We start from the raw sequence: 24653 nt of genomic DNA, 5'->3' as shown, positions 1-24653 counted from the left end.
TCCCTTTTTGGCCGTTTCTACCATTCTCCAAAACGCCGGTCTGTCGCAACACTGCAAGGCATCCCAGCCAGCCTTCGGAGAACAACCACATGCTGACGATCTATTCGGATGATCATCATCTGCACCATGGCCGTTGCGAACTGATGGACGGGCAATTGATGCCCTGTTTCGAAATGCCTTCGCGCGCCGATCACGTGCTGCAACGGGTCAAGGACCGCGAACTGGGCCCTGTGCAGGCACCCGACGACTTCGGCCTGGCGCCGTTGCAACGCATCCACAGCCCTGACTACCTGGCGTTCTTCAAAGGGGCGTGGGAGCGCTGGACCGAATTCGGCCAGGACGGCGACTTGCTGCCCTATACCTGGCCTGCGCGTACCTTGCGCCGCGTGTTGCCGACCAGCCTGCACGGTCAATTGGGTTATTACAGCTTCGACGGTGGCGCACCGATTACTGCCGGCACCTGGCAAGCCGCCTACAGCGCAGCGCAAGTAGCACTCACCGCGCAACAAGCGATACAGCGCGGCGCACACAGTGCCTTCGCCCTGTGCCGTCCGCCTGGGCATCACGCCGCCAGCGACTTGATGGGCGGGTATTGCTACCTCAATAACGCGGCCATCGCGGCGCAGGCATTTCTCGATCAAGGCCAAAAGAAAGTCGCGATCCTTGATGTGGACTATCACCACGGCAACGGTACGCAATCGATTTTCTATGCGCGCAGCGATGTGCTGTTCACCTCGATCCATGGGCATCCCGAGGCGGAGTTTCCGTTCTTCCTCGGCTATGCCGATGAGCGGGGCGAAGGTGCCGGTGAAGGCTTCAACTGCAACTATCCACTGGCGGCAGGCTCCGGCTGGGCCTGCTGGAGCGCGGCATTGGAACAGGCCTGCGCAGAAATCGAGCGCTACGCTGCCGACGTCGTCGTTGTGTCCCTGGGCGTCGACACCTTCAAGGACGACCCCATCTCCCAGTTCAAGCTCGACAGCCCCGACTACCTGGCCATGGGCCGGCGCATTGCCAGGCTCGGCAAGCCCACGCTGTTTGTGATGGAGGGCGGCTACGCCGTGGAAGAAATCGGCATCAACGCCGTCAACGTTCTCGAAGGTTTTGAGGAAGCAGCCCAATGAATATGCTCAAGTCATTTGCCCTGTGCGCGGCCATCGCCAGTAGCGCGGTGCACGCCGAAGAAAAACCCCTCAAGGTCTACAACTGGTTCGACTACATCACCCCCAAGGCGCTGGAAGACTTCAAGGCCCAGAACCCGAAGATCAAGCTGGTCTACGACATCTTCGACACCAACGAAGCCCTCGAAGCCAAGCTGCTCACCGGCAATTCCGGCTATGACGTGGTGGTGCCGTCCAACGTGTTCCTCGCCAAGCAGATCGAAGCCGGCGTGTTCCAGCCCCTGGACCGCAGCCAGTTGCCGAACTGGAACCACCTCGACCCCAAGCTGATGAAGCTGATCGAAGCCAACGACCCCGGCAATAAATTCGCCGTGCCCTACATGTACGGCACCATCCTCATCGGCTACAACCCGGCCAAGGTCAAAGCAGCCCTGGGCGACAATGCGCCGGTAGACAGCTGGGACCTGATCTTCAACGAAGAGAACATCAGCAAGCTCAAGCAATGCGGGGTTGCACTGCTGGATTCACCTTCGGAAATCCTGCCCCTGGCCTTGCAGCATCTGGGCCTGGACCCCAACAGCAGCAAGCCTGCGGACTACGTCAAGGCCGAAGCGCTGCTGATGAAAATCCGTCCGTACATCACCTACTTTCACTCGTCCAAGTACATGGCCGACATCGCCAACGGTGACATCTGTGTCGCGGTGGGTTATTCCGGCAGTTTCTCCCAGGCCGCCAACCGCGCCAAAGAGGCCAACAACGGAGTGACCGTAGACATGCGCCTGCCCAAAGAGGGCGCGCCGATCTGGTTCGACATGCTCGCCATCCCCAAGGGTGCGCAAAACCCGCAGGACGCCTATACCTTTATCAATTACTTGCTGCAGCCTGAGGTGATCGCGCCCATCAGTGACTTTGTCGGCTATCCCAACCCGAACAAGGACGCCACGGAGCGAGTCGATCCATCGATTCGCAACAACCCCAACCTCTACCCGACCGAAGCGGCGATGGCGACGCTGTATACGTTAAAGCCTCTGGGGCGTGATGCGGAGCGCGCCAGGACGCGGGCCTGGACCAAGATCAAGTCGGGCACCTGATCACACTCGCCAGGCCTGGCGCAACCGCGCCAGCGCCTGCGCGATGCCCGCTTCAGGCACGGCGGCGAATCCCAGCACCAGGCCGGCGCGCTGATCCGGCGGCGCGCTGGAGTCTGGTAGCCAGTAGCTGCTCAAGCCGTTGATCTCGACCTCCACTGCGCGGGCTTGCTCGAGCAACTGCTGCTCGCGGGCCAGGCTGTCGACGCGCACCGTCACGTGCAGCCCCGCTGCAACGTTGGGCAATGGGCCAACACCTTGCAATGCCTCTGGCCAGCCGGCCAACAAGGCATTGCGACGGCTCAACGCCGCACGGCGCATGCGCCGGACATGGCGCTGGAAATGCCCCGCCGCCATGAACTCAGCCATCACCGCCTGGGTGCTGACCTCGGAATGACGCATGTCCACGGCGCGGCGCCGGGCGAAGGCCTCTACCAGACCCGGCGGCAATACCAGGTAGCCCAGGCGCAAGGCCGGGAATGCCACCTTGCCGAAGGTGCCGACGTACAGCACTCGACCATTGCGATCCAACGCTGCCAAGGGCGACAAGGGTGCGCCGGTGTAACGGTACTCACCATCGTAGTCGTCCTCGACGATCCAGCCGCCGGTGCGCTCGGCCCAGGCCAGCAGTTCCAGGCGCCGGGCCAGGCTCATCACCACGCCCAGCGGGTATTGATGGGAAGGCGTGACATAGGCCACTCGGCAATCGCCCAGGCTGTTCAATACCTGGCAGTCAATTCCATCGCCGTCCACCGGCACACCCAGCAACCGGCCGCCCGCCAACGCGAAGGCATGACCTGCCGCGCGATAACCGGGGTTTTCCACCGCCACGCCATCCCCAGGCTCCACCAGCAACTGTGCACAAAGGCTGATTGCCTGTTGCGCGCCACTGGTGATCACTATTTGCTCAGTGGTGCATTGCATACCCCGCGCAGTGCGCAGGTAAGCGGCGATCAGGCCGCGTAGACGCTCGTCACCGGCCGGGTCGCCATAACACAGCTGCGCCAGGTCCGGTTTGCGCCAGAACGCGCCGTGGAGCTTGGCCCACACTTCAAAAGGGAACAGATCGAAGGCCGGTACGCCAACGCGAAAAGCCCGCGGCACACCGCAAGGAGGCTGGGCGAGATGGTTGTGTTTAACCCTGTCCAGGCCGCGACTGTGGATAACTTCGTCGGGCGAATTTTGCGCAGAATGCAGGCCGATTGTGGATAAGACTGTGGGTAAGCCTGTTGACAACCCTGTGGATAGTTTTGTGGATAGTTTTTTTGTTGTGGGCAATCGCGAGACATAAGTGCCGTTTCCCACCCGGCTTTCAATAAAGCCCTCGGCATACAACTGATCGTAAGCGCGCACGACGCTGTTACGAGAGATCGACAACGCCGCCGCCAAATCACGGGTGGCAGGCAAGCGCGTGCCACTGACCAGCCGCCCATCCAGCACGCGCTGGCGCAGGGCGCCGTACAGCTGGCGTGTCAGGCCCTGGCGGCGATCCAGCTCGATGCCAGCAGGGTCGAACGACATTGAGGGGATCACGGAAGGCATATTGGACCTATGAAATGAGGGCTAGATGGCTCTTACAACGAGCCATTAGCCTGCCTAGGATGCAGGCATTCGCCAAGGAAAATTTCCATGTACACACCTCGCGCCTTTGCCCTCGATGATTTGCCCGAAGCTCAGCAACTGATCCAGCACACGCGCCTGGCGCAGTTGGTCACCGTGGGTGAAAACGGTCTGCAGGCCAGCCACCTGCCGTTGCTGCTCAATCCAGACGAAGGACCCCACGGTACGCTGTATGGGCATCTGGCCAAGGCCAATCCGCAGTGGCGCGACCTGCAAAACGGCCGTGAAGCACTGGTCATCTTTGCTGGCGCCGAAGCCTATGTCAGCCCGGCGTTTTACCCCTCCAAGGCCGAGCACGGCAAAGTGGTGCCCACCTGGAATTACCTCGCCGTGCATGCCTACGGCAAGGCCGACGTGTTCAGCGACGCCGAGCGATTACTCAAGGTGGTCAGCGCCCTCACCGATCACCATGAACAGGGCCGCGCCCAGCCCTGGGCCGTCAGCGACGCGCCGGCCGACTACGTCGACGCCATGCTCAAGGCCATCGTCGGCTTCGCCCTGCCCATCGACCGCCTGGTCGGCAAACGCAAGCTCAGCCAGAACCGCAGCGCCGCCGACATGGCCGGCGTGCGCGAAGGCCTGGCCGCCAGTGCCGATGTGCGCGACCAGACCCTCGCCCGCTTTATTCCCCAAGGAGTTGCAGAATGAGCCCAATCGACATCCGCCAGGTCACCGCCGCCGACCACACCGCCTGGCTGCCGTTGTGGCAGGCGTATTTGAAGTTCTACAACACCGAACTGCCGGACGCCGTGAGCCAGAGCACCTGGCAACGCCTGATCGACGCCCGCGAGCCGACCCATTCGGCGCTGGCCTGGCAGGACGGCAAGGCGGTGGGCATGGTTAACTTCATCTACCATCGTTCCAACTGGAGCATCGAGAATTCCTGCTACCTGCAGGACCTGCTGGTGGACCCGGCCCAACGCGGCACCGGTGTCGGACGCAAACTGATCGAATTCGTCTACGCCACCGCCAGCGCCGACGGCTGCTGCAAGGTGCATTGGTTGACCCATGAGACCAATGCCACGGCGATCCAACTCTACGAACGCATCGCCGAACGCCCGGGTTTCATCCAATTTCGCCAAGGTCTTTAAGGAGCGCAGCATGTCCACTTCCCTCGCCGACTGGAACGGCGCCCCCGCGCCTGCCGCGCAACTGCTCGAAGGGCGTTTTATCCGTCTGGAAAAGCTCGACCCGGCGCGCCACGCCGACCAACTGTGGCAAGCCCTCGAAGGCCCTGGGGCTGATCCGAAGCTGTGGGACTACTTGCCCTACGGCCCGTTTGCAGAGCGCAGCGCCTTCGATGCGTGGCTGAACAACCATGCGGCTAACAGCGACCCGTATTTTTTCAGCGTGGTCGACCGCGCAACCGGCCAGGTCCAGGGCATCCTCAGCCTGATGTCCATCGTCCCGGCGCAAGGTCGTATCGAAATCGGCCACGTCACCTTTGGCGCACCGATGCAGCGTTCGCCAAAAAGTACCGAAGCGGTGTACCTGTTGGCCAAGTATGCGTTCGAACTGGGCTACCGCCGGTTGGAGTGGAAATGCAACAACGGCAATGCGCGCTCCAGGTATGCGGCCGAGCGCTTGGGGTTCAGCTTTGAGGGCGTGTTCCGCCAGCACATGGTGGTCAAGGGGCAGAACCGCGATACCGCGTGGTATTCGATCCTGGATTCGGAATGGCCGAAGGTAGGCGCGGGGTTTGAGGCGTGGTTGTCGCAAGCGAACCAGGCCGGTTCCGGTCAGCTTAAAACACTGGCCGAATGCCGAACCTAGCTCTGACAACCCACACAAATCCAATGTGGGAGGGGGCTTGCCCCCGATGGCGGTGTATCAGCCAAATAGGCTGAGACTGACACTCTGTTATCGGGGGCAAGCCCCCTCCCACAGTTTTGACCTGCGGTGAGTCAGTTGGTCAGGTGCTTGGCCAAAACCGCAATATGTTCCGGCCCGATCCCGCAGCAACCGCCCAGATGGCTTGCGCCACGCGCTTGCCAATCAGCCGCCCAATGCAGGTAACCCGGCGGGTCGAGATCTTCACGCAACGGGTCCAGGCCATCGTTGGCCGTGGCTTCCTTGGGTTGCGGCGGGAACGCATTGGCATAGGCGCCGATCTGAATCGCGACGCCCAATCGCACAAACGTTTCACGCGCCGCATCAATCGCCGCACCGATCACTTCCGGCTGGCTGCAGTTGAACAGCAACACCTGCACGCCCAACTGCGCCGCCGCCTCGGCCGCTTTCACCACCGGCTCGCCGGAACGCAGGCGCGGCACATCATCGGTGTCTTCGTCTTTCAAGGTAAACGACAGCCAGAACGGCTTGCCATCCTGCGGCAGGCCGGCATGAATCGCCCGAGCCTCAACGATGGAGCTTTGGGTTTCCGCCAACCACAGGTCAACGTGAGGCGCCAGGCCTTGCACCAAAGGTGTGAGCAGTTCGTTCACGCGCTCGGCCTGGAACAGGTCGGGCCGATAGGAGCCGAACAACGGCGGCAATGAACCGGCAACGCGCACCGCTTTGCCGGATGCATTCACCGCCCGTCGCGCCAGCTCACCGGCCAGGGCGGCCAGCGCCTGGCCCTCTTGAGCGAACCGCGCTTCGCCGATATGAAACGGCACCACCGCGTAGCTGTTGCTGGTAATCACGTTGGCACCGCTGTCGATGTAGGCCGCATGCACGGCCTCCACCGCTTGCGGCGCCTCGCTCAGGGCCAGCGCCGACCATTCCGGCTGGCGGAACGGCGCGCCACGGCGTTGCAGTTCACGGCCCATGCCGCCATCGAGAATTACTGTGCTATCTGCGCCCATATGCTTTTTACTCATATGCTTATGAAAATAACTCACTATGAGAGTCGTTCTTATAACTATTTAATGCGTACCGTTCGGTTAATAACAACCTCTTTTTTATTCAGGTGCTCGATTTTGAAATTACGACCGCTGTTGGCCTTGGGCCTGACGATGTTGGCCGCTTCAACCCAAGCCTTTGGCGGCGCCACCCTGGACCGTATCGAGCAGAAGAAAGAGCTGGTCGGCGTGCTGATGGAAAGCTATCCACCGTTTTCATTCCTCAATGAGCAGAACCAGCTCGACGGCTTCGATGTGGATGTGGCCAAGGCCGTGGCGCAAAAGCTTGGGGTCAAGCTGCGCCTGGAAACACCGTCATGGGACGTCATTGCCGCCGGCCGCTGGAGCGGGCGCTACGACATCTGCATCTGCTCCATGACCCCAAGCAAAGCGCGCGCCGAGGTGTTCGATTTCCCGGTGGAGTACTACGCCTCGCCCGCCGTCATCGTGGTCAATGCCAAGGATGATCGCATCCATGCAGCCAAGGACCTGAGCGGCAAGAAAGTCGGCCTCACCAGCGCCTCCAGCTATGAAAGCTACCTGAACAAGAACCTGGTAATCGAAGGCGCCGAAGACACGCCGTTGCAGTACCCGTTCGAGGATGTGCAGATTGCCCCGTACGACACCGACAACGTGGCATTCCAGGACCTCGGCCTGGGCGCGGGCGTGCGCCTGGATGCGATCCTCACCAACCTGGTCACCGCGCAGCCGCGCCTGACCCAGGACAAGCGCTTCAAGCTGGCAGGCGAGCCGCTGTATTCGGAGCCCAACTCGGTGGCCATCGAGAAAGGCGACGCGCAGTGGGACAGCAAAGTGCGTGAGGTCTTCGCCCAGCTCAAACAGGACGGCACCTTGAGCAAGCTGTCGCAAAAATGGATCGGCGCCGATATCAGCCGATGAGCTTTCGTATACGGCTTTACCTGACCTGGGCGGCGCTGTTCGCCCTGTTTGCGAGTTTCTTCCTGAGCTTTGACCTGAAGTTCTCGATCATCCTCGACAAGCTGCCCAACCTGGTCGGCTTGCACCTGGCGCCCAATGGTTTCCTGCAGGGTGCGGCGCTGACGCTGTTTTTGTGCCTGTGCGCCATCGTCGCGTCGTCGGTGCTGGGCTTCGTCACCGCCCTGGGGCGCCTGTCGCGAAGTGCGGTGGCGTTTGGCATCGCCAGCTTTTACGCCTCGTTCTTTCGCGGCACGCCGCTGCTGATCCAGATCCTGCTGATTTACCTGGGCCTGCCGCAACTGGGCCTGGTGCCGGGCGCCATCGTCGCCGGGATCATCGCGTTGTCGCTGAACTATGGCGCCTACCTGAGCGAGATTTTCCGCGCCGGCATCCTCGGCGTGCCCCACGGCCAACGGGAAGCCGCGCTGGCCCTGGGCATGCGCGACCGGGCGATCTTCTGGCACGTCACCCTGCCCCAGGCCATGCGCACCATCATCCCGCCGGCCACCAACCAGTTCATCTCGATGCTCAAGGACTCGTCGCTGATCTCGGTAATGGGCGTATGGGAGGTGATGTTCCTGGCGCAGTCCTATGGCCGCTCGAGCTACCGCTATATCGAGATGCTCACCACGGCAGCGATTATCTACTGGGTGATGTCCCTCGGGCTGGAGCTGATCCAGGCGCGCATGGAGCGGCATTTCGGCAAAGGTTACGTGCGCCGCGGTTGACGCTCAGGACCCGTTGCGTCGTACCTTGAAATGGCACGGTCAGCCAATGGCAGGTGAGTTTTTATTCGCACCCCGTTAAGGATTACTCCCGCAAATCGGCGGTCGATGACCTGACAGTTATCGCCTGACGACCTCGCTACATTCCCGGCCTCATTCATCAGAGGTCGGGAATTCATGTCTGTTACATCCCCCAGAATCGCTGCGCTCATCAGCCTTGCAGTGGCCATCAGTGTTCAACCCGCGCAAGCACGCGGCGATATCGAATACAGGCCGTTTTTTTATCAGCCTTACGATTCGGCCGACGCTGAGTGGTTTTTCGAACCCGAGTCCGATGCGCCGCCTTCCCCACCGCCCTACGCCGGTTACCTTATTGGTCAAGCCACTAGCTACAACGGCGTGCAGGTCGCCAAGGTGCTGGAGCCCGCGCTGCTTGATCTGCTCAATTCCGGTGAGCTGACCTCGGAGGATATAAAGGAGCTGCAAAAGGTCAATGAAGCACTTGCCGGTCAGCCCGGCGGGATCGGCGCAGCCCTCGAACAATTGGCCGGCAGCCAAAACGCTAACCTCGCCACCGCCACCCACGCCGTCACCGGCCAAATCGGCAATCAATTGCTCTCGACCCTGCGCGCGCTGCCCGCCGATGAGAATAATCACTTTTGGGTGCAGGGCTTGGGCAACGACGGCAGCCTGGACCCACGAAGCGGCAGTGCCGGCCTGAAACAGGGTACCCGTGGCCTGATGCTGGGCGTCGACTGGGCGGTGGACCCAGTCTGGCGCATGGGTGTGATGGGTGCCAAATCCACCAGCAAGCTTGACGCCCAGCGCTTTTCCGCCGAACTGGACAGCCTGCATCTGGGTGCCTACGCCGTGCGCCAGGACGGCCCGCTGGCCCTGCGCCTGGGTGCGATACACAGCAGCCACGCCGGGACCAACAGGCGCAACGTCAATCTGCTCGATTACAAAGATCAGCTCAAGTCCCGTTACGATGCCCAAAGCCAAACGCTGTTCTCGGAACTTGGCTATCAATTGGGCAGCCAGGACTTCAACGTCGAGCCCTACGCCGGCCTTGGCTACCAGCGTTACCACCGCGACAGTTTCAAGGAAAGGGGTGGCCTGACCGCGCTCAACGTCGGCGCGCAGACTCAACAGAACCTGAGCAGCACGGTTGGCCTGCGTTTGGCGACGGTGTACCGCTTCGATAATCAGGTCAGCCTCACGCCCCACCTCAGCGCCGGCTGGAAACATCTCTATGGCGCGGTCGACAGCCAGGTGCGCCAATCCTATCGCAATGCGCCGATTGCGCTTGATGGCTTCACCGTCACCGGTACATCCCTGGATCGCGACAGCCTGGACGTGAATGCCGGCCTGGACCTCGCATTGTCCAGGCAACACACCGTGGGCCTGGCCTATAGCGGTCGAATCGGCACCCATAGCCGCGATCAGGGCCTGACAGGGCAATGGACCATGAACTTCTAATCTGAGAGCCGCGATCCATCGCCTGGATTTCAGGCAAAAAAAAGGAGGGCACCTGCCCCCCCGAGGATTAAGCGGTAATGTCGAAGGCTGGATTCAGCCTTCGATCTCAATCAGGATTTCACCCGGGTTGACCCGGTCGCCCTTGGCCACATGAACGACGGTCACCTTGCCGGCAATGGCTGCCTGGACTTCGGTTTCCATCTTCATGGCTTCGGTGATCAGCACGGCCTGGCCGGCCTTGACCACGTCGCCTTCCTTGACCAGCACATCGACGATATTGCCCGGCATTGCCGTGCTGACATGGCCCGGTTCGGTAGCGTGCTTGCGCTTGCTGCCGCCGCTGCTGACAAATTCGTTGAGCGGTTCGAACACCACTTCTTCCGGCATGCCGTCGATGGACAGGTAGAAGTGACGCTTGCCTTCGGCCTTCACGCCGACACCGGTGATGTCCACACGGTAGCTTTCGCCGTGCACGTCGATGACGAACTCGGTCGGCACGCCTTCGCCACCGGCGCGGGCCACACCGCCCGCTTCCGGAATCGGCAGCAGCACTTCAGGGGCCAGGGTGCCTGCGTCGCGTTCTTCGAGGAACTTGCGCCCGATGTCCGGGAACATGGCGTAGGTCAGCACGTCTTCTTCGGACTTGGCCAGCGCGCCGATTTCACCGCGCAGCTTGGTCATTTCCGGCTTGAGCAGGTCGGCCGGGCGAACATCGATCACCTCTTCACTGCCGATGGCCTGGCGGCGCAGCTTCTCGTTCACGGTGCCTGGCGCCTTGCCGTAGCCGCCTTGCAGGTAGAGTTTCACTTCGTTGGTGATGGTCTTGTAGCGCTCACCGGCCAGCACGTTGAAGAACGCCTGGGTACCGACGATCTGGGAAGTCGGAGTGACCAGCGGCGGGAAGCCGAGGTCTTCACGCACGCGCGGGATTTCGGCCAGCACTTCGCTCATGCGGTTCAGGGCGCCCTGCTCTTTCAACTGGTTGGCCAGGTTGGAAATCATCCCGCCCGGCACCTGGTTGACTTGCACACGGGTGTCGACAGCGGTGAATTCGCTTTCGAACTGGTGGTACTTCTTGCGCACGGCGTAGAAATAAAGGCCGATTTCCTGCAGCAGTTCCAAGTCGAGGCCGGTGTCGAACTCGCTGCCTTTAAGGGCGGCGACCATCGACTCGGTACCCGGGTGGCTGGTGCCCCAGGCGAAGCTGGAGATGGCGGTGTCGATATGGTCGGCACCGTTTTCGATGGCCTTGAGTTGGCACATCGCAGCCAGGCCCGCAGTGTCGTGGGAGTGGATAAAGATTGGCAGGTTCTGCTCGGCTTTGAGCGCCTTGACCAGCTCGCCGGTGGCGTATGGCGTCAGCAGGCCGGCCATGTCCTTGATCGCGATGGAGTCGCAACCCATGGACTCCAACTGCTTGGCCTGGGCCACGAATGCATCGACGGTGTGCACCGGGCTGGTGGTGTAGGCGATGGTGCCTTGGGCGTGTTTGCCGGCGGCCTTGACCGCTTCAATGGCCACGCGCAGGTTACGCACGTCGTTCATCGCGTCGAAGATGCGGAACACATCGATACCGTTGACCGCGGCCTTGGCGACGAAGGCTTTGACCACATCGTCGCTGTAATGGCGGTAGCCCAGCAGGTTCTGGCCGCGCAGCAGCATTTGCAGGCGCGTGTTGGGCAATGCGGCGCGCAGTTGGCGCAGACGCTCCCATGGGTCTTCTTTCAAAAAACGTACGCAAGCGTCGAATGTCGCGCCGCCCCAGACTTCCAGGGACCAGTAGCCGACTTTGTCGAGCTTGTCGCAGATCGGCAGCATGTCGTCGGTGCGCATGCGGGTCGCCAGCAGCGATTGGTGAGCGTCGCGCAGGATGGTGTCGGTTACGAATATTTTCTTGGACATTGTTGTATTCCTCACAGGCCTGCGTGGGCGGCGATGGCGGCGGCGATGGCCAGGGCCAGCTCTTCGGGTTTGCGCTTGATCGAGTAGTTGGTCAGCTCAGGGTGGCTTTCCACGAAGCTTGTATTAAATTGGCCGCTGCGAAATTCCGGGTTGCGCAGGATTTCCTGGTAATAAGCGGCGGTGGTCTTCACGCCTTGCAGGCGCATGTCGTCCAGGGCGCGCAGGCCGCGGTCCATGGCTTCTTCCCAGGTCAGCGCCCACACCACCAGTTTCAAGCACATGGAGTCGTAGAACGGTGGGATGGTGTAGCCGGTGTAGATCGCCGTGTCGGTACGCACGCCGGGGCCGCCGGGCGCGTAGTAACGGGTGATCTTGCCGAAGCTTGGGAGGAAGTTGTTCTTCGGGTCTTCGGCGTTGATGCGAAATTGCAACGCAAAACCACGGTGCTGGATGTCTTCCTGCTTGACCGACAGCGGCAGGCCCGAAGCAATGCGGATCTGCTCGCGGACAATGTCGATCCCGGTGATTTCTTCAGTGATGGTGTGTTCCACCTGCACTCGGGTGTTCATCTCCATGAAGTACACCTCGCCCTCGGCGAGCAGAAACTCCACGGTGCCGGCGTTCTCGTAGCCCACAGCCTTGGCCGCGCGCACCGACAGGTCGCCGATGTAGGCGCGCTGTTCAGGGGTCAGCTGGGGGCTGGGGGCGATTTCGATCAGCTTCTGGTTGCGACGCTGGATCGAACAATCGCGCTCGAATAGATGCACCACATTGCCAAAGCTGTCACCGAGGATCTGCGCTTCGATGTGCTTGGGATTGACGATGCATTTTTCCAGGAACACCTCCGCCGAACCGAACGCCTTGGTGGCTTCGGAGATCACGCGGGGGAAGGCTTGTTCAAGTTCTTCGCGGCTGTTGCAACGGCGGATACCGCGACCGCCACCACCGGAAGTGGCCTTGAGCATCACCGGGTAACCTATGCGGTCGCCTTCGGTCAGGGCTTCGGCGATGTCGGCGACGTTACCTTCGGTGCCCGGCGTGACCGGCACACCGGCCTTGATCATGCTGCGGCGCGCTTCGGTCTTGTCGCCCATGCGGCGGATCACTTCGGCCGAAGGGCCTATGAACTTGATCCCGCGTTCGGCGCAGATGTCCGCCAATTCGGCGTTTTCCGACAGGAAGCCATAGCCGGGGTGCAGCGCATCGCAGCCGGTCTCCACCGCCAGGTTCACCAGCTTGCGCGGGTTCAGGTAGCCGGCCAGGGGCTCGGCACCGATGCTGTGGGCTTCGTCGGCACGCTTGACGTGCAACGCGTGGCGGTCGGCGTCCGAATAAACCGCGACCGAGCGAATGCCCATCTCGGCGCAGGCACGCACGATTCGTACGGCAATTTCACCACGGTTGGCGATCAGGATCTTTTTTATCACTTGGAAATTCCCTTGAGCCGATTGCTGCGTCTTTGACCTTTAGTAGCCGGGTCAGCGCGTGACCAAATGTTTCATGACAGTCGCGAGACACACACTAAGCGCCCCGAGGGATTAACAAAAATCAATAATTATTGGGTTGTGTATAAGTAAAGACTTATAGTTGTCGGCATGACGGGGCTGAGAGGGGCTAGATAATGCGTAAGTCATTGATGAGACTCACATTGCGGCAACTTCAGATTTTTCATGAGGTGTGCGATCTACGCTCTTACAGCCGTGCCGCCGAGGAAATGTCCCTCACACAACCGGCCGTCAGCCTGCAAATTCGCCAGCTCGAAGAACTGATCGGCCAGCCGCTGTTCGACTATGTCGGCAAAAAGCTCTACATGACCGAGGCCGCCGAGGCCCTGCAACGGGCCAGTCGGGATATTTTCGGGCGCCTGGAAAACCTCGATATGCAGCTCTCGGACATGCAGGGCTCGCTTCAAGGCCAGTTGAAACTGGCGATTGAATCCAGCGCCAAGTACTTCGTGCCGCACCTGTTTGCCGCCTTCAAGCGCCAGCATCCGGAAGTGCAGTTGCACCTCACCGTGGTCAATCGCGCCCAGGTGATCCGCCGGCTTTCGGACAACCGCGACGACCTGGTGATCATGTCCATGGTGCCCCAGGACATGGGCCTGGAGTTCCTGCCGTTCCTGAATAACCCGATCGTCGCCGTGGCGCTGCCGGATCATCCATTGAGCCTGCAGGGGCCGCTGCGCCTGCAAGACCTTGAGCCTTACACGCTGCTCATCCGCGAACCGGGTTCCGGCACGCGGCTGGCGTGCGAAGAATACTTCAAGGAAAAACGCGTGCACTTCACCCAGACCGTGGAAGTGGCCTCGGCCGAGGCGCAGCGAGAGTGCGTGGTCGCAGGATTGGGCGTGGCCCTGCTGACGCGCCACGCCTTGAACCTGGAACTGGCCACCGGCGGGCTCAAGGAGCTGGCGGTGGAAGAACTGCCGCTGTACCGCAGTTGGTGCCTGGTGCAAGCCAAAGCCAAGCGGCTGTCACCGGTGGCCCATGCGTTCCTGGGCTTTATCCGCAGCGAGCGGGTGCAGATCAGCGCGCTGGCTGAGCGCTTCGCTGGGCAGCCAAGGACGCCTGCCAATGCAGTTCCGGGTAGTCACTGATGCTCTGCTGCAGCTGGCGCTGGTCGCAGCGGTCTTCGATTGCGCGACGGAACGCCATGCGGCGCTGGTCTTCCTGCTGACGACGGGTCTTGACGGTGCTGTTGCTGTCTTCGTAGGTCCGGGCCATTTTGGAGTCTCCCAATGCGAGTACGGGGAGTACAGGATGGGCACCGGGGATGACACGACTATGACAACCCGGTGAAGATTCTGGACACACAACGGATGCAAATGTGGGAGGGGGCTTGCCCTAGTGCCCTCTGTAGGAGCGAGCTTGCTCGCGAAAACTCACAGGCACCGCGTTCATTCAGAAAGCACGCGTTATCGTTGACGTTTTTCGCGAGCAAGCTCGCTCCTACAGGCTGGCATTAGGGCAAGCCACCTCCCACATTTCGGCCGAGTATGGCCTTGAATCAGTCGTCGAGGGCTTTGACGGACTTGGGCGACAACCGCAGGCTGCGCAAACTGCGCTTCACGCTCTTGAGGTGGTTGACCAGGCTCGGTCCGCGGGCCATGGCGACGCCCATCGCCAATACATCGATCACCACCAGGTGAGCGATGCGCGAGGTCAGCGGCGTGTAGATCTCGGTGTCTTCATGCACGTCGATCGCCAGGTTCACCGTGGACAATTCGGCCAGCGGCGTCTGGCTCGGGCACAGGGTGATCAGCGAAGCGCCGCTTTCACGCACCAGGTTGGCCGTGATGAGCAGGTCTTTGGAGCGACCGGACTGGGAAATACAGATAGCCACGTCGGTGGGCTTCAAGGTCACCGCCGACATTGCCTGCATGTGCGGGTCGCTGTAGGCCGCCGCTGTGAGCAGCAGGCGGAAGAATTTATGCTGGGCGTCGGCCGCCACCGCGCCGGAGGCACCAAAGCCATAGAACTCCACGCGCTGGGCCTGGGACATGGCGGTCACGGCCTTTTGCAGCGCCACCGGGTCCAGCTTCTCGCGCACTTCCATCAGGGTGTGCAAGGTGGTGTCGAAGATTTTCAGGCTGTAGTCGGCGACCGAGTCGTCTTCATGGATCGCAAACTGGCCGAAGCTCGCCCCGGCGGCCAGGCTTTGCGCCAACTTGAGTTTCAAGTCCTGGAACCCCGAGCAACCGATGGCGCGGCAGAAGCGCACGATGGTCGGCTCACTGATGCCCACGCTGTGGGCCAGGTCAGCCATGGAACTGTGCATCACGGCCGCAGGGTCAAGCAGCACGTGATCGGCAACCTTGAGTTCCGATTTGCGTAACAGGTGGCGCGACTGGGCGATATGTTGCAACAGGTTCAAAGGGCAGGACTCTTGTTATTGGCAGACGCCAGGGATGTAGCAAGCTTGTAGTTATACTACAAGAATTGCCGTTTTGCCCGCCTGATGCAGCACTAAATCGCCCCGTCCCCCACTGAAATTAAGGGTGGAGGCTTTGTAGCCACAGGGGCTGCCCCCGCGTCGTTAAGGAAATTCCGGATTTTTCCGTAACAAATCTGCCAGACCCTCGGCGTGCATCGGTCGGCTGATCAGATAGCCCTGCACCTCGTCGCAGCCCTCGCTTCGCAGGAAATCCAGCTGCTGCTGATCTTCCACGCCTTCGGCCACCACTTTGAGCGCCAACCCGTGGGCCATGGCAATGATCGCCCGGGTAATCGCGGCGTCCTCACGGGCCTGACCGAGCCCCCGGATAAAGGTCTGGTCGATCTTCACGTAGTCCACCGGAATGCGCTTGAGGTAGCTGAGCGATGAATAGCCAGTGCCAAAATCGTCGATAGCCAGCTTCACGCCCAGGTCGCGCAACTGCCGGAAGGTGGTGATGATGTGCTCGACACTGTCGAGCAGCTGGCTTTCGGTCAGTTCCAGTTCGAGATATTGCGGCTCCAGCCCGGTCTCCTCCAATACCTGGCGCACCAGGCTGACCAGCTTGCCCTGGCGCAACTGGTGCACCGACAGGTTCACCGACACGCGAATCGGCGCCAGCCCCTGACGCTGCCACTCACAGGCCTGCCAGCACGCCTGGCGCAGCACTGATTCACCCAACGGCACGATCAGGCCGGTTTCTTCGGCCAGGCCGATAAAGTCCCCCGGCGGCACCAGGCCCCACTGCGGATGTTCCCAGCGCACCAGGGCCTCCACTGCATTGAGCTGACCGGTGGCCAGGCACAGTTTGGGTTGGTAGAACACCGTGAGCTGGCCTTCGTCGATGGCCTTGCGCAGATGGTTTTCCAGTTGCAAGCGCTCCAGGGTGCTGGCTTGCAGGCTGTCGGTGTAGAACTGGAAATTATTCCCGCCCAGGTGCTTGGCGTGCTGCATCGCCATATTCGACTGGCTGACCAGCGCAGAAATTTCCCGCGCATTATCCGGCAGCAAGCTGACGCCCATGGAGGCGCTGACCACCAGTTCGTGCCCTTCCACCGTCACCGGCACGCGCAACTTTGCCAATAGCCGAGTCGCGACGCGCGCCAGGCTCGACAAGTTGCCATAGGCATCGAACAGCACAGCGAATTCATCACCGGACAGGCGCGCGATGGTGTCGGCTTCCGGCAGTGCGTTGATCAGCCGCCGCGCCATTTTCTGCAAGAGCTGGTCGGCCACTTCATGACCAAGGCTGTCATTGAGCAGTTTGAAACGGTCGAGGTTGATGTGCAGCAGCGCCAGGCTGCGCCCACCCTGACGCACGCGCTGATGGGCTTCACGCAGTCGTTCGCGAAACAGCGAACGGTTGGCCAGGCCGGTCAACTCATCGTAATGGGTGAGGTAGCGCATGCGCTCCTCGGATTCGCGCCGCGCGGACAGATCGGCGAAAAAGCCGACGATATGACTGACATTGCCGCGAGCATCGCGCACCACGCTCAGTTGCAGCCACTGCGGGTACAGCTCGCCGTTCTTGCGCGTCTCCACCAGTTCACCCTGCCAGGTGCCGTGGCTGAGCAGCGCCTGGCGGATCACCGGAAAGTGACGCCGGGCGTCGCGACTGCTGGGTAACTCCACGACATTGCGACCGAGCATGTCGTCGATGTCAAAACCGGTGACACGGCTGAACGCCTGGTTGACCGCGATCAACACGTAGTTCGGGTCGAGAATCACGATACCTTCGCTGGCGGCCTCGAACACCGTCGAGGCGAGCCGTTGCTGTTCCTCCAGGGCCTTGCCGGCACTGATGTCGCGGCGCGTGCCGAGCATGCGGATCACCCGCCCACCGGGCGAACGCTCTACGGCGCGCCCACGGTCCTCGATCCACACCCAGTGCCCATCGCCATGGCGTATCCGGTACTCCACCTGATAGTCCTCGGTGCGACCTTTGAGGTGCTCCACCAGCGCATGCTTGAGCAGCGGCAGGTCGTCGGGGTGCAGACGCGGCTTGAGATGACTGAGCATCGCGGTGACGTACTCGGGTTCCAGGCCGAACAGTTCCTTGAGCTGGGTGTGGTGCACCTCATCGGTCTGCAGATTCCAGTCCCACAGGCCCAGTTCACTGGCTTGCAGCGCCATGGCCAGGCGCGCCTCGCTTTTATTCAGGGCGAGGCTGGCGGCGTCCAATTCCTGGCTGCGCAGCGCCATGCGGTCTTGCAGGCCGACCTGGGCGTCACGCAAGTCCTGTTCGACCTGACAGCGCTGCTCGACTTCGCGCATCAGCGCCTGGTTCAACTGCTCGCTGCGTTGCCGGGCCTGCTGCAGATGCTCGATCAAGGCCTGGTTCTGGAAGCGGCGCAGCAGCCCGCGCTGGATCAGGCGGTTGACCTGCCACGCCACCACACTCAACGACGCCAGCAGGATCACACCGAGCACGCCCCAGCCCTGTTGCTGCGCGGTGCCGTTCCAGAACAGATACACGATGACCGGCAACAGGCACGGCAAAGCGAAGGACACAAAGGCCCAGAGGCTGACGGCGTATGCCACGCTGGCCGACAACATTGCCGCGCCGATCAGGCCGAACACCCAGGCCTGTTGCATGAAGTTGTCGGTGGGCACCAGGGCGATGGCGGCAATCGACAGAGTCAGGCCGCTGACCGCCGAGCCGAGCATGAACATCCGGCGCCAGACCGGTTGGGCCTGGCGGCTGGGCATGGCCGAATCAAAGGCCGCCACCTGGATGATCCGCATCGCCACCAGCGCCAGCAACCAGACCAGCCAGGCGCTGTCGAGCAGGTATTGGCTGGGGTCCCACAGCAGCCAGGCGCAGACCAGGCCATTGACCAGCATCAACAGAGTCGGCACCAATGAGCCCTGATACAGCAGGCGTGTCCGCTCGACCGCCATCTGGGTGGCGTAATGTTTGCGGATAACCTGCGCCGGCGCCGCCGAAGGGCCGAACAGGTCAGTGTCAAAGGTCATAGGCAGTGTTCTTATAATGGTGAGCCCGAAACGTCGACGGAGCATACACAAGCAAGCGCTCGGGCCAAACTGCTCCAGGTCATAAAAAGCGCCCGTCGGTTGAGCGCAAAACGTTGTTCCAGACAGCTTGAACGAGATGCCACGCGGGCTGTGGCCCATGACTGACCGGTCATCCGCACCCGGCTGAATGTTTGCCCGCAGGCGGTTTTCCGTCGGGCGCGTGGCATTGGGGTTTGCCCGTCTCCCCCCGGCACCCTAGAATGCGCCGATGCGCGATGATCTCTCCCTTTTGCTGAACTCCCTCAACGATGCCCAACGCCAGGCCGTAGCGGCCCCCGTTGGCCGTCAGTTGGTCCTGGCCGGTGCTGGCTCCGGTAAAACCCGAGTGCTGGTGCACCGTATCGCCTGGTTGATCCAGGTCGAGAACGCGTCGCCCCATTCCATCCTGTCGGTGACGTTCACCAACAAGGCGGCTGCCGAGATGCGCCATCGCATCGAGCAACTGATGGGCATCAGCCCGGCCGGCATGTGGGTGGGCACCTTCCACGGCCTGGCACATCGCCTGTTGCGGGCGCATTGGCAGGAAGCGGGGCTGGCCCAGACGTTCCAGATCCTCGACAGCGACGACCAGCAACGCCTGGTCAAGCGGGTGATCCGGGAGCTGGGCCTCGACGAACAACGTTGGCCTGCACGCCAGGCCCAGTGGTTCATCAACGGCCAGAAAGATGAAGGCCTGCGCCCGCAGCATATCCAGGCCAGCGGTGATCTGTTCCTGGCCACCATGCGCAGCATCTACGAAGCCTACGAGGCGGCCTGCGCACGCGCCGGTGTGATCGACTTCTCCGAGCTGCTGTTGCGTGCCCTCGACCTGTGGCGCGACAACCCCGGCTTGCTGGCCCATTACCAGAAGCGTTTCCGGCACATTCTGGTGGACGAGTTCCAGGACACCAACGCCGTGCAGTACGCCTGGTTGCGCCTGCTGGCCAAGGGTGGCGACAGCCTGATGGTGGTGGGTGACGACGACCAGTCGATCTACGGCTGGCGCGGCGCGAAGATCGAGAACATCTACCAGTACTCCGAAGACTTCCCGGACGCGGTGACCATCCGCCTTGAGCAGAACTACCGCTCCACCGCCGGGATTCTCAAGGCCGCCAACGCCTTGATCGCCAACAACACCGGACGTCTGGGCAAAGAGCTGTGGACCGACGGCGGCGAAGGCGAAGCGATCAACCTGTACGCCGCGTTCAACGAGCACGATGAAGCGCGCTACGTGGTGGAAACCATCGAAAGTGCACTGAAAACCGGCCTGTCGCGCAGCGATATCGCCATTCTCTACCGTTCCAACGCCCAATCACGGGTATTGGAAGAAGCCTTGCTGCGCGAGCGCATCCCGTATCGCATCTATGGCGGCCAGCGCTTCTTCGAGCGTGCGGAAATCAAGAACGCCATGGCCTACCTGCGCTTGCTGGAAGGTCGCGGCAACGATGCGGCACTGGAGCGGGTGATCAATATCCCGGCCCGTGGCATCGGCGAAAAGACCGTCGAGGCCATTCGCGAGCATGCCCGTCATGCCGATGTGTCGATGTGGGAGGCCATGCGCCTGCTCATCGCCAATAAAGGCCTGACGGGCCGCGCAGCCGGTGCATTGGGTGTGTTTGTCGAGCTGATCGAGAACCTTGGGGCCAAATGCGCGGAAATGCCCCTGCATTTGATGACCCAGACCGTGATCGAACAGTCCGGGCTGATTGCCTACCACGAGGCCGAAAAAGGCGAGAAAGGCCAGGCCCGGGTAGAAAACCTCGAGGAACTGGTCAGCGCCGCCCGTGCGTTCGAAAACGCCGAGAACGAAGAGGACCTGACACCGCTCGCCGCCTTCCTTGGCCATGCTTCGCTGGAGGCCGGAGACGCCCAGGCTGACGAACATGAAGACAGCGTCCAGCTGATGACCTTGCACAGTGCCAAGGGTCTGGAATTTCCGTATGTGTTTCTGGTGGGCATGGAAGAAGGCCTGTTCCCGCACAAGATGAGCCTGGAAGAGCCTGGCCGTCTGGAAGAAGAACGTCGCCTGGCTTACGTGGGCATTACCCGGGCCATGCAGAACCTGGTGATGACCTATGCCGAAACCCGACGCCTGTACGGCAGCGAGACCTACAACAAGGTGTCGCGCTTCGTACGTGAAGTGCCGAAGGGGCTGATCCAGGAAGTGCGCCTGTCCAACAGCGTCAGCCGCCCGTTCGGCGGTGGCCAGCAGCAGAACTCCAGCACCATGTTTGCCGGCTCCGAAATTCCGGAAACACCGTTCAGCCTGGGCCAGCAGGTCAAGCACGCGATCTTCGGCGAAGGCGTGATCCTCAACTTCGAAGGCGCCGGCGCCCAGGCGCGGGTGCAGGTCAACTTCGCCGAGGGCAGCAAGTGGCTGATGATGGGCTACGCCAAACTTGAGGCTGTCTGAAGTCTTCCCTGCTGTAGGAGCGAGCTTGCTCGCGAAGAACGTCCAGATAACGCGTTCATCCAGAATACTCGCGTTATCGTTGACGATTTTCGCGAGCAAGCTCGCTCCTACGGGGAACCGTTCAACATGAAGGTTTTTGGCCCACCCTTGTTTTTAATAAGGGCGGGCCAATATCTGTAATAAGTCCTACAGACCATTCCGAATCATTCCTACGCAAAAGCCCGAAACATTATGTCGCTAGCCACTGTCGCGACACCTGTGCAACATGGCGCGCGTGCAATCCACAAATGGGAATTCCCTTTATGAAACGTTTTCTTAGCATCGCCATGGCGTTGTGCATCGGCTTGACGATGAGCCTCGACGCCAACGCCAAACGCTTCGGTGGCGGCAAAAGTTCCGGCGCGGCACCGACTCACCAGACCAGCCAGATGGCTCCATCCGCCGGTGCGGGCGGTGCTGCAGCGACTGCAGGCGCAGCCGGTGCCGCTGGCGCCGCGGCCAAGGCCGGCGGTGCTTCACGCTGGTTGGGCCCATTGGCCGGCATCGCCGCCGGTGGCCTGCTCGCGTCCATGTTCATGGGCGGCGGCTTCCAGGGCATGCAGATCTTCGACATCCTGATCCTGGCGGTCATTGCCTTCGTGATCTTCCGCTTTATCGCCGCCCGTCGCCGCAAGCAGCAGGAGCACCTGGCCCCGGCCGGCGCGCCGATGCAGCGTGAAGTGTTCGAGCAAAAACCCGCCATGGGTTCGATCTTCGGCGGTTCGGCAGCCCCTGCCGCCCGTCCGGTGATCAATGCACCGGCCTGGTTCAACGAAGAGCGCTTCATCGAAGCGGCCCGCAGCCACTTCCAGTCCCTGCAGCAGCATTGGGACGCGAACGAGATGGACAAGATCGCCGAGTTCGTGACCCCGCAACTGCTGGAGTTCCTCAAGCGCGAACGCGCCGACCTGGGTGACGGCTTCCAGTCGACCTACATCGACGACCTGCGCGTACAGCTGGACGGGGTGGATGACCGCGCCGACAAGACCATCGCCACCCTGACCTTCAGTGGCGTGTCGAAGACCTCGCGTTTCGACCAGGGCGAAGTGTTCAGCGAAAGCTGGAACATGGAACGTCCACAGGGCGACAACCAGCCATGGCTGGTCGCCGGTATCCGCCAGAACGGCTGAAACCCGCACGCTTGAGCAAGTGGTAACAAAAACCCCGGACATGTTCCGGGGTTTTCTATTTCACGGTTGCACTTATAGCGAGCTACTGTATAAAACGCCCCTATAAAACGCGCCATCAGCAAGAGGATCCCGGCCGTGGAAGAAATCATCGAACAACTGCGTGAAGCCAACGAACCGGTCCCGGTTCCTTTGGAACTGCCTGACGAAGACCAACTGGTGGAAATCGAGGAACAGCTGTTCATCGACATCCCCTTTGTGTTCCGCGAATTCCTGCTGACCGTCAGCGACGTGGTCTACGGCAGCCTTGAGCCGGTGACCGTCACCGACCCGCAGTCCCACACCTATCTGCCGGACGTGGCCGCCAACGCCTGGGATGCCGGGGTTGATCGCAGCATGATTCCGATCTGCCAGGACGGCGACGACTACTACTGCGTCGAAGAAGACGGCACCGTGGTGTTGTGGTCCGGCGAGGAAGAACTGGTCACCGAAGAAACCTGGGAATCAGTGTGGCACTGGGCACGGGACGTCTGGCTGGAAAGCTGAGTCTGTTGTAGGAGTCGAGCTTGCTCGCGAAAAACCTGAGCGCGACACTGGGTGTCAGGTTTCCCGCGTTATCGTTGACGATCTTCGCGAGCAAGCTCGCTCCTACTGCGTATCCTTGTGGTTATCCAGCGTCTCCAGCAAGGCCACCTGCATCCGCGTATGCACGCGGATGAACCAGCGCCAGAGCACCGCCGCCACCGCCGCCGTGACTACGGCAATCAGCACCAGCAACTTGTTGGTCGGCAGAATACTGGCCGACAAGGCTGCCAACAGCAGGAAGATCACCAGCAGCGACAGAATGGGGATCAGCTCCGCAATCACCCGCCGCACACGCTGGGTATGCCGACCGGCCATTTCCGGCTTCACGCTCACCTCCGCCAGCAGCATCGACAATGCCTTGAGCTTGCGATAGGCCGCGATCAAAAACGGCAGCGACAACAGCAACGCACCGCCCCAGATCAACGCCTTCTGCCAGCTTTGATCGCTGATCCAGCCTTCCAGATACCCGCCGATGCGCGCCGCGAAAAAGCTGCCGGCGAAGAAGATCGCGATCACCAGCGCCAGGTTCACCCCCACTTGCAGAATGATCTTGCGGATCATCGATGCCAGCATCGCGCCCTCACCTTGCGGCTGGATACTGCGCAGCCATTCGCCATACATCCCGAACACCCGGCTCATGCGCCGGGGCATCACGGCGGCAATTTTCAGTGACAGCGGGTCGGCGCCACGGATCAGGTAAGGCGTCAGCAACGTCGTAATCGCCGAAACCGCCACCGCCACCGGGTACAGAAAATCGCTGGTGACCTGCAGGGTCATCCCCAGCGCCGCGATGATGAAAGAGAATTCGCCGATCTGTGACAGCCCCATGCCCACCCGTAGCGAGGTGCGGCCATCGTTGCCGGCGATAAACGCACCCAGCCCGCACGACAGCATCTTGCCCAGCACCACGGCCACGGTAATGACCGCTATCGGCCAGGCGTACTGCAGCAGGATGTGCGGATCGATCATCAAGCCGATGGCGACAAAGAAGATTGCACTGAACATGTCGCGAACCGGTTCGATCAGGCGCTCGATTTTAATCAGTTGGCGTGATTCGGCCATGATCGCGCCGATCAGGAAGGCCCCAAGCACCATGCTGTATTCGAGCTTGACTACCAGCAGGCAGAAGCCGAAACACAGGCCCAGTACGGTGATCAGCAGCATTTCGTTGCTTTCGAATTTGGCAACATAGGCCAGCAGGCGCGGCACCAGCAAAATGCCGATCACCAGCGCAACAATCATGAACAAAGACAGCTTGCCCACGGTGGAAAACACCTCGCCCGAGCTGACCGTACCGCTGACGGCGATGCTCGACAGCAAGGCGATGATGCCGATGCCCAGGATGTCTTCGACGATCAGCACGCCGAATATCAGCTGGGCGAAGCGCTGGTCCTTCATCTTCAGGTCATTGAGCGCCTTGACGATGATGGTGGTCGAGGAAATCGCCAGGATTGCGCCGAGAAACAACGAGTCCATGGTGTTCCAGTCGAACCATTGGCCGATTTCGTAGCCGATCCAGATCATCAGGATGATTTCCAGGAACGCTGCGATAAACGCCGTGGCGCCCACCTTGAACAGCTTGCGCAGGCTGAACTCCAGGCCCAGGCAGAACATCAGGAAGATCACCCCGAGCTCGGCCAGGGTCTTGATCGTGTCTTCATCGTGAATCAGGCCGAACGGCGGCGTGTGGGGGCCGATGATGAAGCCGGCGACGATGTAGCCCAGCACCACCGGCTGTTTGAGGCGATGAAACAGGATGGTCACGACCCCCGCCACCAGCATGATCACGGCCAAATCCTGGATAAAGCTGATGGCGTGCATGGC

The 24653-nt window shown here is 61.3% G+C and carries 20 protein-coding genes; 12 read left to right on the top strand and 8 right to left on the bottom strand.

What is annotated here, in order from left to right; genetic code table 11:
- Positions 1-89: 89 nt before the first annotated feature.
- Together TU82_RS25955 and TU82_RS25950 are read left to right on the top strand one after the other, a co-directional pair.
- Positions 90-1124, top strand: a complete 1035-nt coding sequence (locus TU82_RS25955; protein WP_057726076.1) for a histone deacetylase family protein — start codon at positions 90-92, stop codon at positions 1122-1124.
- Entirely contained in the window at positions 1121-2212 is a 1092-nt protein-coding gene (locus tag TU82_RS25950) for a polyamine ABC transporter substrate-binding protein (protein ID WP_057726075.1), read from the top strand. Before TU82_RS25955 ends, TU82_RS25950 begins: the two co-directional genes overlap by 4 nt.
- Here TU82_RS25950 and pdxR read toward each other — a convergent pair whose 3' ends face one another.
- A complete protein-coding gene (pdxR, locus tag TU82_RS25945) occupies positions 2213-3751 on the bottom strand; it encodes a MocR-like pyridoxine biosynthesis transcription factor PdxR (RefSeq protein ID WP_057726074.1) in 1539 nt (512 codons plus the stop codon).
- An 87-nt stretch (positions 3752-3838) separates the two neighbouring features.
- Here pdxR and TU82_RS25940 point away from each other — a divergent pair, with 87 nt between their 5' ends.
- The 3 genes from TU82_RS25940 to TU82_RS25930 are packed head-to-tail and all read left to right on the top strand — an operon-like array spanning position 3839 to position 5602.
- Complete coding sequence (locus TU82_RS25940; protein WP_057726073.1) at positions 3839-4477, top strand: FMN-binding negative transcriptional regulator; 639 nt, start codon at positions 3839-3841, stop codon at positions 4475-4477.
- Positions 4474-4920: a GNAT family N-acetyltransferase gene (locus TU82_RS25935; protein WP_057726072.1), complete on the top strand. Its 447-nt coding sequence runs from the start codon at positions 4474-4476 to the stop codon at positions 4918-4920. The genes TU82_RS25940 and TU82_RS25935 overlap by 4 nt, the downstream gene beginning before the upstream one ends.
- A 10-nt stretch (positions 4921-4930) precedes the next feature.
- The gene (locus TU82_RS25930; protein WP_057726071.1) at positions 4931-5602 is read left to right on the top strand and encodes a GNAT family N-acetyltransferase; all 672 of its coding nucleotides are present in this window, start codon (positions 4931-4933) and stop codon (positions 5600-5602) included.
- A gap of 131 nt (positions 5603-5733) precedes the next feature.
- Here the strand turns inward: TU82_RS25930 and TU82_RS25925 are convergent, their stop codons facing one another.
- Positions 5734-6636: a homocysteine S-methyltransferase family protein gene (locus TU82_RS25925; RefSeq protein WP_057726070.1), complete on the bottom strand. Its 903-nt coding sequence runs from the start codon at positions 6634-6636 to the stop codon at positions 5734-5736.
- Between the two features lie 114 nt (positions 6637-6750).
- On the opposite strand from TU82_RS25925, the gene TU82_RS25920 reads away from it, so the two are divergent.
- The 3 genes from TU82_RS25920 to TU82_RS25910 all read left to right on the top strand — a co-directional run bounded on the left by TU82_RS25920 (position 6751) and on the right by TU82_RS25910 (position 9815).
- Positions 6751-7572 carry an ABC transporter substrate-binding protein gene (locus TU82_RS25920; protein ID WP_057726069.1) on the top strand — a complete coding sequence of 274 codons (822 nt, stop codon included), beginning with the start codon at positions 6751-6753 and terminating at the stop codon, positions 7570-7572.
- Positions 7569-8339, top strand: coding sequence for an amino acid ABC transporter permease (locus tag TU82_RS25915; protein ID WP_057726068.1), 771 nt, complete (start codon positions 7569-7571; stop codon positions 8337-8339). The genes TU82_RS25920 and TU82_RS25915 overlap by 4 nt, the downstream gene beginning before the upstream one ends.
- A gap of 174 nt (positions 8340-8513) precedes the next feature.
- A complete protein-coding gene (locus TU82_RS25910; protein WP_057726067.1) occupies positions 8514-9815 on the top strand; it encodes an autotransporter outer membrane beta-barrel domain-containing protein in 1302 nt (433 codons plus the stop codon).
- A gap of 93 nt (positions 9816-9908) precedes the next feature.
- Here the strand turns inward: TU82_RS25910 and oadA are convergent, their stop codons facing one another.
- Both oadA and TU82_RS25900 read right to left on the bottom strand, forming a co-directional pair.
- Complete coding sequence (gene oadA, locus TU82_RS25905; RefSeq protein ID WP_057726066.1) at positions 9909-11717, bottom strand: sodium-extruding oxaloacetate decarboxylase subunit alpha; 1809 nt, start codon at positions 11715-11717, stop codon at positions 9909-9911.
- 11 nt (positions 11718-11728) lie between these two features.
- Positions 11729-13144 carry an acetyl-CoA carboxylase biotin carboxylase subunit gene (locus TU82_RS25900; RefSeq protein WP_003213442.1) on the bottom strand — a complete coding sequence of 472 codons (1416 nt, stop codon included), beginning with the start codon at positions 13142-13144 and terminating at the stop codon, positions 11729-11731.
- 194 nt (positions 13145-13338) lie between these two features.
- On the opposite strand from TU82_RS25900, the gene TU82_RS25895 reads away from it, so the two are divergent.
- Complete coding sequence (locus TU82_RS25895; protein WP_057726065.1) at positions 13339-14313, top strand: LysR family transcriptional regulator; 975 nt, start codon at positions 13339-13341, stop codon at positions 14311-14313.
- Here the strand turns inward: TU82_RS25895 and TU82_RS28440 are convergent.
- The 3 genes from TU82_RS28440 to TU82_RS25880 all read right to left on the bottom strand — a co-directional run bounded on the left by TU82_RS28440 (position 14243) and on the right by TU82_RS25880 (position 18626).
- On the bottom strand, positions 14243-14440 hold the full coding sequence (locus TU82_RS28440) for a PA3496 family putative envelope integrity protein (protein WP_082632095.1): 198 nt from the start codon (positions 14438-14440) through the stop codon (positions 14243-14245). The two genes, TU82_RS25895 and TU82_RS28440, sit on opposite strands and share 71 nt — an antisense overlap.
- 283 nt (positions 14441-14723) lie before the next feature.
- A complete protein-coding gene (gene hexR / locus TU82_RS25885; RefSeq protein ID WP_003187110.1) occupies positions 14724-15590 on the bottom strand; it encodes a transcriptional regulator HexR in 867 nt (288 codons plus the stop codon).
- 162 nt (positions 15591-15752) lie between these two features.
- On the bottom strand, positions 15753-18626 hold the full coding sequence (locus tag TU82_RS25880; protein WP_057726064.1) for a putative bifunctional diguanylate cyclase/phosphodiesterase: 2874 nt from the start codon (positions 18624-18626) through the stop codon (positions 15753-15755).
- A 268-nt stretch (positions 18627-18894) separates the two neighbouring features.
- Between TU82_RS25880 and uvrD the strand changes: the two genes are divergently transcribed.
- From uvrD to TU82_RS25865, 3 genes are all read left to right on the top strand, one after another.
- A complete protein-coding gene (gene uvrD, locus TU82_RS25875) occupies positions 18895-21078 on the top strand; it encodes a DNA helicase II (protein WP_057726063.1) in 2184 nt (727 codons plus the stop codon).
- 302 nt (positions 21079-21380) lie between these two features.
- The gene (locus TU82_RS25870) at positions 21381-22247 is read left to right on the top strand and encodes a Tim44 domain-containing protein (protein ID WP_057726062.1); all 867 of its coding nucleotides are present in this window, start codon (positions 21381-21383) and stop codon (positions 22245-22247) included.
- Positions 22248-22382: 135 nt separating this feature from the next.
- Positions 22383-22790, top strand: a complete 408-nt coding sequence (locus tag TU82_RS25865) for an SMI1/KNR4 family protein (protein WP_017739032.1) — start codon at positions 22383-22385, stop codon at positions 22788-22790.
- A 102-nt stretch (positions 22791-22892) separates the two neighbouring features.
- Here TU82_RS25865 and TU82_RS25860 read toward each other — a convergent pair whose 3' ends face one another.
- Positions 22893-24650 (bottom strand): cation:proton antiporter, encoded by a 1758-nt coding sequence (locus TU82_RS25860; RefSeq protein ID WP_057726061.1) that lies wholly within the window; start codon positions 24648-24650, stop codon positions 22893-22895.
- Between the last annotated feature and the right edge of the window lie 3 nt (positions 24651-24653).

The organism is Pseudomonas orientalis, assembly GCF_001439815.1.
GTDB classification, from domain to species: domain Bacteria; phylum Pseudomonadota; class Gammaproteobacteria; order Pseudomonadales; family Pseudomonadaceae; genus Aquipseudomonas; species Aquipseudomonas orientalis.
Note: the sequence above shows the minus strand (reverse complement) of the source record. Positions and strands in the feature narration are given on the sequence as shown.

Coding starts and splice junctions, on each gene's coding strand:
- TU82_RS25955 (WP_057726076.1), top strand. CDS start 90: ATGCTGACGATCTATTCGGATGATCATCATCTGCACCATGGCCGTTGC.
- TU82_RS25950 (WP_057726075.1), top strand. CDS start 1,121: ATGAATATGCTCAAGTCATTTGCCCTGTGCGCGGCCATCGCCAGTAGC.
- pdxR (WP_057726074.1), bottom strand. CDS start 3,751: ATGCCTTCCGTGATCCCCTCAATGTCGTTCGACCCTGCTGGCATCGAG.
- TU82_RS25940 (WP_057726073.1), top strand. CDS start 3,839: ATGTACACACCTCGCGCCTTTGCCCTCGATGATTTGCCCGAAGCTCAG.
- TU82_RS25935 (WP_057726072.1), top strand. CDS start 4,474: ATGAGCCCAATCGACATCCGCCAGGTCACCGCCGCCGACCACACCGCC.
- TU82_RS25930 (WP_057726071.1), top strand. CDS start 4,931: ATGTCCACTTCCCTCGCCGACTGGAACGGCGCCCCCGCGCCTGCCGCG.
- TU82_RS25925 (WP_057726070.1), bottom strand. CDS start 6,636: ATGGGCGCAGATAGCACAGTAATTCTCGATGGCGGCATGGGCCGTGAA.
- TU82_RS25915 (WP_057726068.1), top strand. CDS start 7,569: ATGAGCTTTCGTATACGGCTTTACCTGACCTGGGCGGCGCTGTTCGCC.
- TU82_RS25910 (WP_057726067.1), top strand. CDS start 8,514: ATGTCTGTTACATCCCCCAGAATCGCTGCGCTCATCAGCCTTGCAGTG.
- oadA (WP_057726066.1), bottom strand. CDS start 11,717: ATGTCCAAGAAAATATTCGTAACCGACACCATCCTGCGCGACGCTCAC.
- TU82_RS25895 (WP_057726065.1), top strand. CDS start 13,339: ATGCGTAAGTCATTGATGAGACTCACATTGCGGCAACTTCAGATTTTT.
- TU82_RS28440 (WP_082632095.1), bottom strand. CDS start 14,440: ATGGCCCGGACCTACGAAGACAGCAACAGCACCGTCAAGACCCGTCGT.
- TU82_RS25880 (WP_057726064.1), bottom strand. CDS start 18,626: ATGACCTTTGACACTGACCTGTTCGGCCCTTCGGCGGCGCCGGCGCAG.
- uvrD (WP_057726063.1), top strand. CDS start 18,895: ATGCGCGATGATCTCTCCCTTTTGCTGAACTCCCTCAACGATGCCCAA.
- TU82_RS25870 (WP_057726062.1), top strand. CDS start 21,381: ATGAAACGTTTTCTTAGCATCGCCATGGCGTTGTGCATCGGCTTGACG.
- TU82_RS25860 (WP_057726061.1), bottom strand. CDS start 24,650: ATGCACGCCATCAGCTTTATCCAGGATTTGGCCGTGATCATGCTGGTG.